This window comes from Streptococcus sp. E24BD (genome assembly GCF_041807825.1).
Taxonomy (GTDB): domain Bacteria; phylum Bacillota; class Bacilli; order Lactobacillales; family Streptococcaceae; genus Streptococcus; species Streptococcus entericus.
This window is the reverse complement of the sequence record NZ_JBGTZB010000024.1, coordinates 16,928-31,574: the sequence shown is the minus strand read 5'-3', so window position 1 is coordinate 31,574 and position 14,647 is coordinate 16,928. Positions and strand designations below refer to the sequence as shown.

Here is a 14,647-nt window from a genome sequence, read left to right as displayed (position 1 = left end):
TGGGTGAGCAGGAGTTCTCTGCACGCGTTTCAGCGACAGATTACTTGGTACCAGGCTCAACTGTCGAGTTAGCACTCAATGTGTCTAAGGGGCATTTCTTTGACCTTGAGACCGGCAAACGGATTCGTAAATTATAAGAAAATGAGCTCAAGAGGTGGGAGTGGCTTACAAAACTCTTAGGTGCATGTGTGATTATTCCATACGGTTCTCGTTTTAGTTTTCTTTAACATTGTTACGCTATCATAATACTATCAAAAAAGACAAGGAGAAAGACATGACCTATAGTTACGTAAGAAGCCCATTATCCATTTATTACGCAGCAATTGCACCTATTGTAGACGAATTTGAATCCTTATACAGCAAGCAAGTCTGGCTGGTTGGGGATTGGGCATTAGAGGGGCAACAAGTGTTGACATTGTTGTTAAAAGAGAGACCTGAGCTAGGTCGAGATTTGACCAGCTTAAAGCCCATTTTCAAGGAAAAATTTCTTCAGAGGCTTGACCGTGTAAGGTCTTATCAACCATAGGAAAGTAGGTCTGGGATAGCATGGCGACTGAGACATAGTCACATGCTGTCTCGACCTATTTTTGAGCTTGAAAAAGTTTAGGGGAAAATTTACCTGTTATCACGAGTTTTTGCTTGCAAAATCCCAAAAAATGGTTTAAAATAGTTATTTGTGAGTAGACCTCACTTACCTGCGCCAAAGAGTGCAGGTCATTAGACCAAAAGGAGGACATATCAATGGCTAAATACGAAATTCTTTATATCATTCGTCCAAACATTGATGAAGAAGCAAAAAACGCTTTGGTAGCGCGTTTTGACTCAATTTTGACTGACAATGGTGCAACCATCATTGAATCAAAAGCATGGGAAAAACGTCGTCTGGCTTACGACATCCAAGATTTTCGTGAAGGACTTTATCATATCGTTAACGTTGAAGCAACTGACGCTATCGCTCTGAATGAGTTTGATCGTCTGTCAAAAATCAACGGCGATATTCTTCGTCACATGATTGTGAAACTCGACGCTTAAGTAGGTGACCTATGATTAACAATGTCGTACTCGTTGGTCGGATGACCCGTGATGCTGAGCTTCGTTACACCCCGTCAAATGTGGCGACAGCCAGCTTTACTTTGGCTGTTAACCGGACATTTAAAAATCAAGCTGGAGAACGTGAAGCTGATTTTATCAACTGCGTTATCTGGCGTCAGCAAGCTGAAAACCTTGCAAACTGGGCTAAGAAAGGTGCCTTAATCGGCATTACTGGTCGTATCCAGACACGTTCTTATGACAATGCCCAAGGACAAAGGGTTTATGTAACAGAAGTTGTTGCGGAAAATTTCCAAATGCTGGAAAGCCGTACGGCAAGAGAAGGACAAGGCGGCTATACATCAGCTCCTAGTCAAGGTTTTGGCGGCAACAACTACCAACAACCAGCTCAAACACCTAACTTCGCTAGAGAAGAAGGCCCGTTCGGCGGGTCAAATTCAATGGAAATCTCAGATGATGATTTACCATTCTAAACTGATATAAAGGAGAGAACCTATGGCTCAACCACAACGTCGCGGCGGTGCATTCAAACGCCGTAAAAAAGTTGACTATATCGCAGCTAACAAGATTGAATATGTTGATTACAAAGATACTGAGCTTCTCAGCCGTTTCATCTCAGAACGTGGAAAAATTTTGCCACGTCGTGTGACTGGAACGTCTGCTAAGAACCAACGTAAAGTAACAACAGCAATCAAACGTGCTCGCGTTATGGCCTTGTTACCATTCGTTAACGAAGACTAATGAAAATATCTCAGCTCAGGCTGGGATTTTTCTTTTATCTGTAAAATATGATGCGAAATAGCAGAGCTCAGAACTTGAGCCTTAAACCAAGAAAGTTACTTTTAAATTATACCTCTGGACGAGGACCTGTATACAGTTGCTAGCCAGCACCTCTAATGTTTTTTTGTTAGCGTTTTAGTCGAACTTATTTCTTCCCAAAAAAATGATAAAAACACTTGCAACCGCAATCAGTTTGTGTTATACTACTTATGAACAACGCAAGCGGTTGCGTTTCTAAAAAATTTCAGGAGGTCCAATCAAATGTTGAATTGGAAAAAAATCGCTTTAAGCTCTCTTGGGCTTGCTTCTGCCCTAACTTTAGCGGCTTGTGGCAACTCTTCTTCATCAAACACAGCAGAAAAATCTGCTGAGGGAGAAAAGTCATTGGTTGTTTCTGTAGATACTGGCTATGTTGACTACATTAACAAGATCAAAACAAAATTCGAAGAAGAAAATGGTGTTAAAATCACTGTTAAAGAAGAAGGTATGATTGATACCTTGGATAAGTTAGCGACAGATGGCCCAACAGGTGCTGCCCCAGACGTTTTTGTGGCACCTTATGACCGCGTGGGTGGTTTAGGTAACGAAGGTCAACTTGCTGAAGTAACCTTGGGTAACAAAGCTGATTATGATGAAACAGCACAAAACTTGGTTACTTTAGATGGAAAAATCTACGGCGCTCCAGCTGTTGTAGAATCATTAATTCTTTACTACAACAAAGATTTAATCAAAGAGGCTCCAAAAACATTTGCAGAACTCGAAGAGCTTCAAAAAGATGCCAAGTATGCCTTCGCTTCAGAAAATGGTAAATCAGTAGCATTCTTGGCAAACTGGACTAACTTCTACTATGCTTACGGTTTGATTGCTGGTCACGGTGGTTACGTCTTTGGTGACCACGGTACTAAGCCATCAGATATCGGTTTGGACAATGCTGGTACTGTAGAAGGACTTGAGTATGCTAAAAAATGGTATGCTATGTGGCCTCAAGGAATGCAAGATACAACAAAAGCAGGAGACTTCATCACTGAACAATTTACATCAGGTAAAACAGCTGCAATCATTGATGGTCCTTGGGCTGCAGCAGCACTTAAAGAAGCTGGTGTAAACTTCGGAGCTGCTCAAATTCCAACTCTTACTAACGGTGGCAACTACGAAGCCTTCGGTGGTGGTAAAGCTTGGGTTATCTCAAACTACAGCAAAAACATGGATGTTGCTCAAAAATTCCTTGACTATGTCACAAACGAAGAGAACCAAAAATCATTCTACGATGCTACGCAAGAAATTCCTGCTAACACTAAAGCACGCGAATATGCTTCAGCACAAGGAAATGAGTTGACAAGCGCTGTTATTGCTCAATTCTTAAATGCTCAACCAATGCCAAACATTCCTCAAATGGCAGAAGTTTGGGAACCAGCAGGTACATTGTTCTTTGACGTTGCCTCAGGTAAAAAAGATGCTAAGACAGCCAGCAAAGAAGCTGTAACCTTCATTAAAGAAGCTATCGAGCAAAAATATTCTGAATAAAACCTCAAAAAGCTGATTCAGAACTATTTCTGCTCAGCTTTTTCTCTCCCTATCACTGCCTAAAAGTGATTGATAGGGAGAGAAAAAGCTGAACAGAAAGAATACATATTAGGAAGAAGGAATGGAATGAACAAGGCAGGATTTTTGCATATTCCTGACTCAAGGTATTGTTTTGCAATTTCTGATGACGAAGTTGTCATTCGTTTGCGGGTTGCAAAAGAAGATCAAGAGTTAGAGATTAGCCTAGTTTATGGTGATAAGTACACCTATCACCAACATCAAAAAGAAGTTCCGATACCGTTCAAATGTACTGATGCCATTTATGCTTATTTCGAGATTCGCCTAAAGTTGACAGACGTTCGACTGACCTATGTTTTCAAAGTTCAGGACGGAGACAACTGCTGGTACTACCATGAAAATGGCTTTAGTGAACAGTACGATTTTGCTTATGCGTTTTATAACTGCTTCCAACTGCCGTACATCAACCCAATTGATGTTCATCGTGTGGTCGACTGGGCAGACAGCGCAGTGTTTTACCAGATTTTTGTGGATCGTTTTTATCGCGGAGATGCTGAGAAGGATGATACCTACATCAATATGGCGTGGACGGACAGGCCGCTTCCGAAAAGTTTTACCGGAGGTGACCTGGAAGGGATTAGGCAAAAGTTACACTACCTCAAGGACTTGGGAATAACTACCATTTACCTGACTCCGATTTTTTCATCCATCAGCAATCATAAGTATGATATTCGAGATTATTACGATGTTGACAAACAGTTTGGTAGCAAGTTAAGCCTAAAGCAGTTAATTGATGACAGTCATGACTTGGGGATGAAAATTATCCTTGATGCGGTCTACAATCATTCCAGTGACTTGCTTCCAGAATTTCAAGATGTGATGAACAAGGGGAAGGCTTCGCCATATTTTGACTGGTTTATGATTGACGGTGAAACCGTTGACCAAAAAGCAATCAATTATGAGACATTTGCTGCTTGCTCCTATATGCCAAAGTTTAACACGTCCAATCTTGATGTGCAGGACTACCTCTTGGATGTCACCCTTTACTGGACGCGAGAGTTTCAGCTAGATGGTTGGAGACTTGATGTCTCAGATGAAGTATCGCATGATTTCTGGCGTCGCTTTAGAAAAGCAGTGAAAGCCGTCAATCCCAATATCATTATTATCGGTGAAAACTGGCACGATGCTTACCCCTATTTACAAGGGGATCAGTATGATGGCATCATGAATTATGCCTTTACGAAAGCCTGCATTGATTATTTTGCGACAGATACCCTATCATCTCAGGAGATGGCAGAGCGACTCAATCATATTCTCATGCGAAACACCGATCAGGTCAATCGCATGAATTTGAATTTGCTGGACTCTCATGACACGCACCGCTTCTTTACTCAAATCGGTGGGTCAAGAGATAAGTTATTAGCCGCAGTCGCCTTGCTGTTCACCTATGTCGGTATTCCTTGCCTCTACTATGGGACAGAGATTGCCATGGAAGGTGGCTATGATCCTGACTGTCGTCGCTGTTTCAACTGGGATAAGGTGACCCAAGACAACGATTTACTAACACTGTTCAAAAAGATTATTCGCTTGAAGGAGCTACCGGTTCTTCAAAAAGGTGACATCACCATTACAGCTCAGGGCGATGTGCTAAGTATCCGGCGACACACACCATCTCAGGTCATTGAATTACTCATTAACAAGGGGCAGGAGCGAGAAATTTCTGTTGGCCAGTTAGTCATCGCTAACGGGTTGATCGACACAAACTTAGCAACCCATGGCTTCTTAATTCATCATCTATTGTAGAAAGGGTCATTATGACAAACGATTCACAACATCACAGTCCCCAAAAAGCCATGTGGCTATCCCTCATTTTAGGACTTGGACAACTTTATAACGGTCAAAAAGCAAAAGGATTGATGCTTCTTGGTGTCTTTGCACTAGAAATCCTTGAAATCCTGACCTTTGGGATTCCAGCGATTCAAGGGTTAATCACTCTGGGAACAACCCCTGGTGTTGATCACTCTTTGTTTCTTCTGATCAAAGGATCAATGCAGATTATTTTCTTTATCATCATGCTCTTTATTCATGTAGCAACGATGAGAGATGCGCATTATACTGCTAGACTGGTTCGTGACGGGGTCAAAATCCCGCTCACTGCAAAAGAGACGCTTCACTCTATTTATGAGAACGGTTTTCCTTACTTGCTGACCATTCCTGCTTATCTGGCGATGGCCTTTGCGATTGTCTTTCCTGTTATGGTAACGCTCTTTATTGCCTTTACCAACTACGATTTTAAACATATTCCGCCACAGCGGTTATTGGACTGGATTGGATTTAAAAACTTCATCAATATCGTTCAACTCAGCACCTTTAGAACGGCTTTCTCTGCGGTGTTGAAATGGACCTTTATTTGGACGATTCTTGCCTCAACCCTTCAGATTGTTATTGGGGTAGCGACAGCTATTATTGCTAATCAGCCATTCATCAAGTTTAAGCGGGTATTTGGGGTTATCTTCTTGCTCCCTTGGGCTGTTCCAGCCTTTATCTCTATCATGAGTTTTGGTAACTTCTTTAATGACTCCATCGGTGCGATGAATGTGCAGGTGTTGCCGTTCTTGGAAAAACTGATTCCTTTTGTTGATTTTGGTCTCATTCCATGGAAAACAGATCCGTTTTGGACAAAAGTAGCTGTCATTATGGTGCAAGGCTGGCTCGGCTTCCCTTACATCTACATTTTAGTCTCAGGGATTCTGCAATCTATTCCGTCTGATTTGTATGAGGCGGCGATTATTGATGGGGCAACGGCTTGGCAGAAATTCTGGAAAATCACCTTACCAATGATTTTGGCAGTTGCTGCGCCGACTTTTATTTCTCAGTATACGTTTAACTTTAATAACTTCTCCATCATCTATCTCTTTAACAACGGTGGACCAGGTAGTGTCGGTGGTGGTGCTGGTGCAACAGATATCTTGATTTCTTGGATTTATAAGTTGACCACTCAAACATCGCCACAATTTTCAATGGCATCTGCGGTGACGTTGATTATCTCAATGATTGTCATTTCTGTGTCACTTATCACCTTTAAAAAATTCAATGCGTTTAATATGGAGGATAGATAGATGGCTTCTAAACAATTTTCAAGCTCTGTCAAACGGAAAAAATTTCTGACACAATTCTTTACCTACGTCTATTTGCTCTTGTTAGCAACGATTATCTTGTTCCCAATCATGGTAACGGTTAGCTCAGCTTTTCGCCCAGGGAATGTGACAGCCTTTACGTTTGATCTAACGAGCAATTTCACGCTTAATAACTTTAGTCGCTTGTTCACTGAGACGCTTTATGGGCGTTGGTACCTCAATACGATTATCGTGGCCTTTTTCACCATGATTATCCAAGTGACGGTGATCACTCTGACAGGGTATGCGTATAGTCGTTATAACTTTTACGGCAAGAAAAAAAGTTTATTGTTCTTCTTAGTGATTCAAATGGTGCCAACCATGGCTGCTCTGACTGCCTACTTTGTTATGGCCTGGCTCTTCAACGCCCTTAACCAGTACTGGTTCTTGATTCTGATTTACGTTGGTGGTGGTATCCCGATGAATGCTTGGCTGATGAAAGGCTACTTTGATACGGTACCGTATGACTTGGACGAATCTGCTAAACTCGACGGCGCAGGACATTTGCGGATTTTGTGGCAAATTGTTCTTCCCCTCGTCAAGCCAATGATTGCCGTTCAGGCACTTTGGGCCTTTATGGGACCGTTTGGAGATTTCATGCTCGCTAAGTTCTTGCTTCGCTCACAAGAATACTATACTGTTGCGGTTGGGCTTCAGACCTTTATCTCTGATGCCAAGAACCAACGTGTCACACTTTTTGCAGCGGGAGCTATTTTGATTGCTGTGCCAATCTCAATCCTCTTCTTCATGCTCCAGAAAAACTTTGTGTCTGGTTTGACAAAAGGTGGGACAAAAGGATAGAATAAGAGAAGGTTTAATAACATCTCAAATCAGTTTAAGAGTGGTGGCAAGAGATCTTGTCCCACTCTTTCTACGAAAGGAGCTACAAGGATGCGCTATCCGATGTCTTATTTTTCCAGCTTGCTATCGCCTAGGCGGGTATTTGCCCAGAGAACCTCTCTTACGGTCTGGCAGGCTATTTTGACCACCATTTTCTTGATGTCACTTTTATTTATTCCTGTTTCTCTACAAGTTGGGCAAATGGAGAGTTATCCCTTGGAGAGGGTGGTTAGTGGCATTTACGAGCCCTTAACCACAGAGGTTATTACTCATCTGCAAACGGGAAAATTAAGAGATGGTGAGTTGATGGTTGAGGAAGCGAGCTTTCCCCAAGTGACTTTTGGTGATAAGGCACCAGAAGAGACCGGGGTGAGCTACCATTTTGGCAAGCAACAGTTAAAACTCGTTAAAGATAAGATTGATGTCGTCACTGTGCCCTACCAACAGCTCAGTCAGCAAGATATTTCCTCAAAAGAGGCGCTGTCAGCAGCAATCTCTAACCACTGGTTTACGAGCAATCGTTTTGGTGTCAGTCTTTTTCTGATTAGTAGTTCTTGCTTGATTTTAGGGACGAACTTTATCTTTTTGGTGCTTGGTGCGAGTGGCATTCTTTTTCTGGCTTCCCTGACCAAATGGTTTGACATCAAGGGGTTCAAACAAGCTTATAATCTGACCTTAACCTGTCTCGGTCTGCCAACTTTACTGGCCTTTGGGTTTGGGTTAACCGGTCAGGAATTGCCTACCATCGTCATGACGCAAAATATCCTCTTTGTGTTGGCTGTGGTCTTTGTCTTTTTCAAAACTCGCTTCAGAGATACCTAGATGAGAGTGGGCATTCGGCAGAATTTGATATTTCCTCACTTTATTTAATTTTGAACGTTTAGAAGTCGAAAAGGTCTCTTCCTAGACTTTCTTTGACACGGACGTTGTCCGCTCTATTTCCAACTTCCAAAGATTCAGTGGAACTTTGGCAACTCTAAAATCGGCAAAGCTGATAAGAGTTGCTCAAAACCTTTGCGTCTGACTTTGGCAACAATAATAAAAAGGGAGGCTAGGACTTTTGTTCCTGCCTCTATTACTGTTTAATCAGCAACTTTTTTTCTTGACTATTTCTGACCAAGTGGTAGAATAGAGGGTAGCATTAGCGCTCTATAGGATAGAGTGCTAAAAACAGGGCTCAGCTCTGCTATTACCCTAAAAATGGAGGATAAATCATGTTAAAACCATTAGGCGACCGCGTGTTGGTGCGCGTTGCAAAAGAAGAGGAACAGACGGTTGGTGGCTTTGTGCTAGCAGGTGCTAGCCGTGAAGCGACCAAGACCGCCCAAGTCTTGGCTGTCGGTGAGGGCATTCGGACGCTGACGGGTGAGTTGGTGTCTCCAAGTGTCACCGTTAATCAGACAGTTCTGGTCGATCGCTCAGCTGGTCTTGCGGTCAAGCATGAGGGTGAAGAGCTACTCATTGTGCGTGAAGCAGACATCGTCGCCATTATTGAAGCATAGGGAGGAAAGTGATCATGGCAAAAGATATTAAATTTTCAGCAGATGCTCGTGAGAGCATGGTGCGTGGGGTGGACATCCTCGCTAATACAGTTAAAGTAACCCTTGGCCCTAAAGGGCGTAATGTTGTGCTTGAAAAAGCTTTCGGTTCACCGCTCATCACTAACGATGGGGTAACCATCGCTAAGGAAATTGAGCTGGAGGATCATTTTGAAAACATGGGGGCAAAGCTGGTGTCAGAAGTGGCTTCAAAAACCAATGACATCGCCGGTGATGGGACCACAACGGCGACCGTTTTGACCCAAGCTATCGTTCGTGAAGGTCTGAAAAACGTCACAGCCGGTGCTAACCCAATCGGTATCCGTCGCGGGATTGAAGCTGCGGTAAATGTTGCCGTGACAGAACTTAAACATCAAGCTCAAGCAGTTGCAAATAAAGAGGAAATCGCTCAGGTGGCAGCAGTGTCCTCACGTTCTGAAAAGGTTGGTGAGTATATCTCAGAAGCCATGGAGAAGGTCGGTCGTGATGGTGTCATCACTATCGAAGAGTCTCGTGGAATGGAGACTGAACTCGAAGTGGTTGAGGGCATGCAGTTTGACCGAGGTTACCTGTCTCAGTACATGGTGACGGACAATGAAAAAATGGTTGCTGACCTAGACAACCCATTTATCCTCATCACGGATAAGAAAATCTCAAACATTCAGGACATTCTTCCACTCTTAGAAGAGATTCTCAAGACCAACCGTCCGCTCCTCATTATTGCTGATGATGTGGACGGTGAAGCCTTGCCAACCTTGGTGCTCAACAAAATCCGTGGCACCTTCAATGTAGTTGCCGTCAAGGCTCCTGGCTTCGGCGATCGTCGTAAGTCGATGCTAGAAGACATCGCTATCTTGACAGGCGGAACAGTTATCACTGATGATTTGGGACTTGACCTCAAAGATGCCAGCATGGTAGCTCTCGGTCAAGCGGTTAAGGTCTCTGTCGATAAGGATAGCACAGTCATTGTCGAGGGGGCAGGTGACGCGTCAGCTATTGCTAACCGCATTAACATCATTAAGTCTCAAATCGAGACAACGACCTCTGAATTTGATCGCGAGAAACTTCAAGAACGGTTGGCTAAGCTCTCTGGTGGTGTCGCTGTGATCAAGGTTGGTGCGGCGACTGAGACCGAACTCAAGGAGATGAAACTCCGCATTGAGGATGCACTCAATGCGACCCGTGCTGCTGTTGAAGAAGGCATCGTTGCTGGTGGTGGTACTGCTCTGGTCAACGTTATCGCAGCCGTGGCGGCTCTAGATTTGACGAGTGACGAAGCAACTGGTCGCAACATCGTCCAGCGTGCGCTGGAAGAACCTGTTCGCCAGATTGCTCTCAACGCTGGTTTTGAGGGGTCTGTTGTCATCGATAAATTAAAAAATAGCCCAGCTGGTCACGGCTTTAATGCTGCAACTGGTGAATGGGTAGATATGCTAGAAGCCGGCATTATCGACCCTGTGAAGGTAACTCGTTCGGCCCTACAAAATGCGGCGTCAGTAGCTGGCCTCATCTTGACTACTGAAGCTGTTGTGGCTAACAAGCCAGAACCAAAACCAGCTGCCCCAGCTATGGATCCAGGTATGATGGGCGGCATGATGTAAGGCAACTAGGCTGAGCAAACCTTTCGTCTGATAGATAAAACGAGCAAGATTGGTGTTCTGCTGTCCAGAACCCTGTCTTGCTCGTTTTTGTGATGATTCATTTGATGTTAACTAAGAGAAGCTTATCCCTAACTGGTGATTATGTTTTAATGATTTTCCCTCACCAATTCAGCCACCAAGGGAGATTGCTTTCTGGGCGAGTCGGACGGGGACAAGGGGTACTATGAGGATAAACATCCTTTCAGAAGGGCAGTTCTTCCTCCTCCAAGACGAGGTCTGCTAAGTCTTGACCGACATTATTTTCTCTGATAGCACGTTGAGCACGGCTTTCTAAGAGTTGGAAACTGTGCCCCAGCACCTCAGTGATATAGCGGGTTGAACCATTTTTGTCATATTTTCTAGTACGCAGTTCGCCATCAATCGAAACGAGCGTACCCTTGCCACCGTAACTGGCTAGGGTCTCAGCTTGACGTCCCCAGAAGACAACGTTGATGAAGTCTGCGCTACGCTCCCCATTTTGGGACTTGAACCGCCTGTTGACGGCAAGCGACACCCGTGTGACCGATTTATCGTTAGGTGTTTTGATCATTTCTGGCACGGCAGTCAATCTGCCAATTAAAACAACTTTATTATACATATCATTTCCTCCTAATAGGGTATTCGTAAAAGGGTTGAAAAAATGATATAATTATCAAAAAAAAAGGAGAAAAAAGTGATGGATATTGCACATTATCGCCAAACTCTTGAGCAACCTTGGGGAAAAATTTTTTATCAGGTGTTATTTGACCAATTAAAGGAAGTTAAAGGGAAGCGTGTCTTGGATTTTGGGGCAGGGTTTTGTTTGACAGCTGATTTCCTCAGTCAAAACAATACGGTTGTGGCTGTTGACCCGTCAGCTGAGATGCTCTATCATCAGGAACACCAAAACTTATCCAAACATCACGGCTCAATCGACTTACTTGACCAGTTTCCAGATGCCAGTTTTGATGTCATCATCTGCCACAATGTCTTGGAATATGTTGCAATGGAAGATTATCCGACCTACTTGACTGCCTTTCATCGTTTGCTGACCCCGTCAGGTCAGTTGTCTATCGTCAAGCATCACCGTGCTGGGAAAGTGATGCAGGCTGTCGTTTTTAACCATCAGATTGACACGGCAATGGACTTGCTGGCTGGGGCTGATTATCATAGCCCATCATTCAATCAGGAGAGGTGTTATGACATGGCAGAATTGGTTCAGTCAGGACAGTTTAGAATCGAACGTTATCAGGGGATTCGAACCTTCTATGCCCTACAGCCAAATGAGATTAAGTCGGAGATGGGCTGGTTGGAAGGCATGACCAGAATGGAGTTGGCAGTTTGCGATCACAGTCCTTATCGTGATATTAGCTTTTTTCATCATGTTTGGCTAGAAAAAGTAACAACCTAACCCTTACCGAAAGACTTTAGAAAGAGTTCTTGACTTAAAATAGAAAGGTTAGCACAAATGATCAAACAATTACAGGAAAAACTAAATCAATCTCACCCCTATACTAGTGAGGAACTGGCGTGGTTGCTCAGTCATATTGGTGATCCTGACCCAGCTGTTCGTGACAATCTGGTTTATCTCAGCTTTTGTCATGACTTGCTTGATGGTCTTGTTGATGAGGTACAGTTGGCTAGTTTGCTCGATGAGACGCTAACAAGGCAGCTACAGACAACTGGTCTAGGGACTTGTGATGAGCGTACCCTAACCAGATCTTTCACTAGCCTATTGCATACTCTATTGCTTTATGTGGATGGTCAGGAGGGGCACCCTTATCGTGGGTGGATGAGGGCGTCTCAGAGAGATGTTATGGCAACTGGTCCTAGACTACCTGCCAGCTGAGCGTGACATCAGAGGTTATGATAGCGTTCATGGCTGGGTTCATGCTATTGCACACGGGGCAGATTTTTTACAAGCGGTAGCTTGTCATCCCGAATTTCCCTTAAACCGTCTAACTGATGTTTGGGAGGTGATCAGGGCTGTTTACTGGAAGTTGAAACAACTTTCTCAGCAGGTGAGAGTAGTCGTTTAGCGGCAGTCCTTCTCCAACTGCTTGCTCAGGAGCGGCTCACTCAGGACCAAGTAGCGATGTGGTTAAGTGACCGGCTGGTATCTGGAGATGAGCCCAGCGATTATGCTAAACAACTCAATAGCCAGGCCTTTTTATCGGTGTTATATTTCCAATTAGAAAAAGAGGGGGTGCTAGGCACGACTCTCAAGCAGGCGTTGTTGAACCACCCTCATTTGCTAGCGTGAAAGGAGTGAAAAATGTCCGTTTCTTGCTTGTTTTGTAGTGACTTGCCTTTTATATTAGAAAATAATCTAGCTGGCGCCTTTTACGATAAACACCCTGTCAATCAGGGGCATTTGCTGATTGTTCCCAAACGCCATGTGGAGGATTATTTTGGGTTAACATCAGTCGAAAAACAAGCCATTGATGACCTCTTGCAGTTGGGTAAGGAAATGCTAGAGACGCGTTATCAGCCAGATGGTTACAATGTCGGTGCCAACTGCGGTGCGGTTGCCGGTCAGACCATTTTTCACTGCCACATCCATCTGATTCCTCGTTACAAGGGGGATACGCCAAAGCCAAAAGGCGGTGTCAGAGGGGTTATTCCTGAACGCCAAGGCTATCAGACAGCGGAGGACTAATTGCTGATATGCCATTGTTAGTATCATCAAGTTAGTATAGATAGAAGTCGTCTGTCATAAGGTTTTTTCATAAGAATAAGTGAAACAGAGCAACTCAGAAATGGGTTGATTTTTGATTTAAGATAATTTTCAGAATATTTTTAGGAATGTTTTAGAAAAAGCGCCTATACTTTGTCTCAGAAAGAAGATAATACTTATGAAAACAAAAATGATACTTCCGCCCCTCCTTACGGTGCTAACCTTAGCAGCTTGCCAAGCCAAAGCAGACTTAAGTTCGACAGCATCGTCAACAGCAACTATAGCAACCAGTTCTAATCAGGCAACGGTAACAGCAACTTCTACGACGACTGGCAACACGACCTATTTCTCTGAAAAGGATTTGGACGCCAGCTACGATGCAGCGACAGCTAGTATCATCCAGCTCAATGGTTCTTCGGCGACGGTCACAGGAACTGGCGTGTCTGTATCAGGTTCTGTGGTGAAGATTACGTAGGCGGGTACCTACATCGTCTCAGGCTCTAGCCAAGGCGTTCAACTGTTGGTTGAAGCAGCAGATACAGATGATGTCCACATCGTGCTCAATGGTGTCACCATGACAGGGACAGATGCCCTTATCGCTGCCACCTCTGCGGACAATGTCTACCTGACCCTAGCTGATGGCACGCACAATAAACTAGCCGATTCTGCCAATCGGACGGCAACAGACTACAGCGCAGCCATTTACAGCAAAAAAGACCTAACCATCAATGGAACAGGTAGTCTCGAAGTCGAGGGCAACTACAACAATGCCATCAAGTCGAATGACGACCTGAAAATTGCGGGTGGGACCTACACCATAACAGCCGTTAAACATGCCCTGTCAGCCAATGATGCGCTGAATATGACTGGAGCGACCATGACCCTGACGGCGACAGAAGATGTCCTTCACTCGGACAATGACGAGGACACTAGCCTCGGTAATCTGTATATCGAAAATAGCAAGCTCACCATCACGGCTGGTGACGACGCCATCCACGCGACCAATGAACTGGTCATCGACAGCGGCACCATCGACATCCAGTCCAGCACAGAAGGGATTGAAGGAAAAGTCATCACCATCAATGGCGGCACGATTGCCCTTAATGCGACGGATGACGGCATCAATGCGACCGACTGGACCAAGTCATCTGATAGCATGATGGTCATGGATGGGGTCAGCCTGACCATCAACGGTGGCGACATTACGATAAACATGGCTGCTGGCGATACTGATGCCATCGATTCCAACGGGGATTTGACCATAACAGGAGGCAATCTCACCATTACAGGACAGTCTGCCTTTGACTTTGACGGCACAGTGACCCATACGGGTGGCACAATTACCGTCAACGGTCAGCAGATGACCGACATCACCAACTCCATGATGATGGGTGGACCTGGTGGTGGTATGCCAAGACGCTAAAC

The 14,647-nt window shown here is 44.3% G+C and carries 15 protein-coding genes and 2 pseudogenes; 16 read left to right on the top strand and 1 reads right to left on the bottom strand.

The genetic code is table 11. From position 1 onward, the window contains the following. Positions 1 to 274 precede the first annotated feature (274 nt). The 11 genes from ACERC5_RS07030 (at position 275) to groL (ending at position 10,527) form a co-directional block, all read left to right on the top strand. Positions 275 to 526: a hypothetical protein gene (locus ACERC5_RS07030; RefSeq protein WP_018368839.1), complete on the top strand. Its 252-nt coding sequence runs from the start codon at positions 275 to 277 to the stop codon at positions 524 to 526. 215 nt (positions 527 to 741) lie between these two features. After that, positions 742 to 1,032 (top strand): 30S ribosomal protein S6, encoded by a 291-nt coding sequence (rpsF, locus tag ACERC5_RS07025; RefSeq protein WP_373659101.1) that lies wholly within the window; start codon positions 742 to 744, stop codon positions 1,030 to 1,032. Positions 1,033 to 1,043: 11 nt separating this feature from the next. Then, positions 1,044 to 1,523 (top strand): single-stranded DNA-binding protein, encoded by a 480-nt coding sequence (locus ACERC5_RS07020; protein WP_373659102.1) that lies wholly within the window; start codon positions 1,044 to 1,046, stop codon positions 1,521 to 1,523. Between the two features lie 22 nt (positions 1,524 to 1,545). Further along, positions 1,546 to 1,791 carry a 30S ribosomal protein S18 gene (gene rpsR, locus ACERC5_RS07015; RefSeq protein ID WP_018368842.1) on the top strand — a complete coding sequence of 82 codons (246 nt, stop codon included), beginning with the start codon at positions 1,546 to 1,548 and terminating at the stop codon, positions 1,789 to 1,791. A gap of 300 nt (positions 1,792 to 2,091) precedes the next feature. Further along, a complete protein-coding gene (locus ACERC5_RS07010; RefSeq protein ID WP_373660490.1) occupies positions 2,092 to 3,354 on the top strand; it encodes an extracellular solute-binding protein in 1,263 nt (420 codons plus the stop codon). Positions 3,355 to 3,480: 126 nt separating this feature from the next. Next, positions 3,481 to 5,175 carry a glycoside hydrolase family 13 protein gene (locus ACERC5_RS07005; RefSeq protein WP_373660489.1) on the top strand — a complete coding sequence of 565 codons (1,695 nt, stop codon included), beginning with the start codon at positions 3,481 to 3,483 and terminating at the stop codon, positions 5,173 to 5,175. An 11-nt stretch (positions 5,176 to 5,186) separates the two neighbouring features. Continuing rightward, positions 5,187 to 6,491 carry an ABC transporter permease subunit gene (locus ACERC5_RS07000; RefSeq protein ID WP_373660488.1) on the top strand — a complete coding sequence of 435 codons (1,305 nt, stop codon included), beginning with the start codon at positions 5,187 to 5,189 and terminating at the stop codon, positions 6,489 to 6,491. Next, complete coding sequence (locus tag ACERC5_RS06995) at positions 6,492 to 7,349, top strand: sugar ABC transporter permease (RefSeq protein WP_018368846.1); 858 nt, start codon at positions 6,492 to 6,494, stop codon at positions 7,347 to 7,349. Between the two features lie 90 nt (positions 7,350 to 7,439). Next, positions 7,440 to 8,210 (top strand): hypothetical protein, encoded by a 771-nt coding sequence (locus ACERC5_RS06990; RefSeq protein ID WP_373660487.1) that lies wholly within the window; start codon positions 7,440 to 7,442, stop codon positions 8,208 to 8,210. 392 nt (positions 8,211 to 8,602) lie between these two features. Continuing rightward, the gene (gene groES / locus ACERC5_RS06985) at positions 8,603 to 8,890 is read left to right on the top strand and encodes a co-chaperone GroES (RefSeq protein ID WP_373659107.1); all 288 of its coding nucleotides are present in this window, start codon (positions 8,603 to 8,605) and stop codon (positions 8,888 to 8,890) included. Between the two features lie 14 nt (positions 8,891 to 8,904). Then, positions 8,905 to 10,527, top strand: a complete 1,623-nt coding sequence (groL, locus tag ACERC5_RS06980) for a chaperonin GroEL (protein WP_373660486.1) — start codon at positions 8,905 to 8,907, stop codon at positions 10,525 to 10,527. Positions 10,528 to 10,768: 241 nt separating this feature from the next. Here the strand turns inward: groL and ACERC5_RS06975 are convergent, their stop codons facing one another. Further along, positions 10,769 to 11,164, bottom strand: coding sequence for a single-stranded DNA-binding protein (locus tag ACERC5_RS06975; RefSeq protein ID WP_018368850.1), 396 nt, complete (start codon positions 11,162 to 11,164; stop codon positions 10,769 to 10,771). A 78-nt stretch (positions 11,165 to 11,242) separates the two neighbouring features. Here ACERC5_RS06975 and ACERC5_RS06970 point away from each other — a divergent pair, with 78 nt between their 5' ends. From ACERC5_RS06970 to ACERC5_RS06950, 5 genes and pseudogenes are all read left to right on the top strand, one after another. Further along, a complete protein-coding gene (locus tag ACERC5_RS06970) occupies positions 11,243 to 11,956 on the top strand; it encodes a class I SAM-dependent methyltransferase (RefSeq protein ID WP_373660485.1) in 714 nt (237 codons plus the stop codon). Between the two features lie 57 nt (positions 11,957 to 12,013). After that, a complete protein-coding gene (locus tag ACERC5_RS06965; RefSeq protein WP_373660484.1) occupies positions 12,014 to 12,394 on the top strand; it encodes a hypothetical protein in 381 nt (126 codons plus the stop codon). Continuing rightward, a pseudogene (locus ACERC5_RS06960) lies at positions 12,357 to 12,808 on the top strand (DUF2785 domain-containing protein). Before ACERC5_RS06965 ends, ACERC5_RS06960 begins: the two are co-directional and overlap by 38 nt. A gap of 12 nt (positions 12,809 to 12,820) precedes the next feature. Then, positions 12,821 to 13,204 carry an HIT family protein gene (locus ACERC5_RS06955; RefSeq protein WP_373659111.1) on the top strand — a complete coding sequence of 128 codons (384 nt, stop codon included), beginning with the start codon at positions 12,821 to 12,823 and terminating at the stop codon, positions 13,202 to 13,204. Positions 13,205 to 13,400: 196 nt separating this feature from the next. After that, positions 13,401 to 14,645, top strand: a pseudogene (locus ACERC5_RS06950) (carbohydrate-binding domain-containing protein). Positions 14,646 to 14,647: the final 2 nt, after the last annotated feature.

What these genes read in the sequence shown, in the direction of transcription:
- ACERC5_RS07030 (WP_018368839.1), top strand. Translation starts at nt 275, where the DNA reads ATGACCTATAGTTACGTAAGAAGCCCATTATCCATTTATTACGCAGCA.
- rpsF (WP_373659101.1), top strand. Translation starts at nt 742, where the DNA reads ATGGCTAAATACGAAATTCTTTATATCATTCGTCCAAACATTGATGAA.
- ACERC5_RS07020 (WP_373659102.1), top strand. Translation starts at nt 1,044, where the DNA reads ATGATTAACAATGTCGTACTCGTTGGTCGGATGACCCGTGATGCTGAG.
- rpsR (WP_018368842.1), top strand. Translation starts at nt 1,546, where the DNA reads ATGGCTCAACCACAACGTCGCGGCGGTGCATTCAAACGCCGTAAAAAA.
- ACERC5_RS07010 (WP_373660490.1), top strand. Translation starts at nt 2,092, where the DNA reads ATGTTGAATTGGAAAAAAATCGCTTTAAGCTCTCTTGGGCTTGCTTCT.
- ACERC5_RS07005 (WP_373660489.1), top strand. Translation starts at nt 3,481, where the DNA reads ATGAACAAGGCAGGATTTTTGCATATTCCTGACTCAAGGTATTGTTTT.
- ACERC5_RS07000 (WP_373660488.1), top strand. Translation starts at nt 5,187, where the DNA reads ATGACAAACGATTCACAACATCACAGTCCCCAAAAAGCCATGTGGCTA.
- ACERC5_RS06995 (WP_018368846.1), top strand. Translation starts at nt 6,492, where the DNA reads ATGGCTTCTAAACAATTTTCAAGCTCTGTCAAACGGAAAAAATTTCTG.
- ACERC5_RS06990 (WP_373660487.1), top strand. Translation starts at nt 7,440, where the DNA reads ATGCGCTATCCGATGTCTTATTTTTCCAGCTTGCTATCGCCTAGGCGG.
- groES (WP_373659107.1), top strand. Translation starts at nt 8,603, where the DNA reads ATGTTAAAACCATTAGGCGACCGCGTGTTGGTGCGCGTTGCAAAAGAA.
- groL (WP_373660486.1), top strand. Translation starts at nt 8,905, where the DNA reads ATGGCAAAAGATATTAAATTTTCAGCAGATGCTCGTGAGAGCATGGTG.
- ACERC5_RS06975 (WP_018368850.1), bottom strand. Translation starts at nt 11,164, where the DNA reads ATGTATAATAAAGTTGTTTTAATTGGCAGATTGACTGCCGTGCCAGAA.
- ACERC5_RS06970 (WP_373660485.1), top strand. Translation starts at nt 11,243, where the DNA reads ATGGATATTGCACATTATCGCCAAACTCTTGAGCAACCTTGGGGAAAA.
- ACERC5_RS06965 (WP_373660484.1), top strand. Translation starts at nt 12,014, where the DNA reads ATGATCAAACAATTACAGGAAAAACTAAATCAATCTCACCCCTATACT.
- ACERC5_RS06955 (WP_373659111.1), top strand. Translation starts at nt 12,821, where the DNA reads ATGTCCGTTTCTTGCTTGTTTTGTAGTGACTTGCCTTTTATATTAGAA.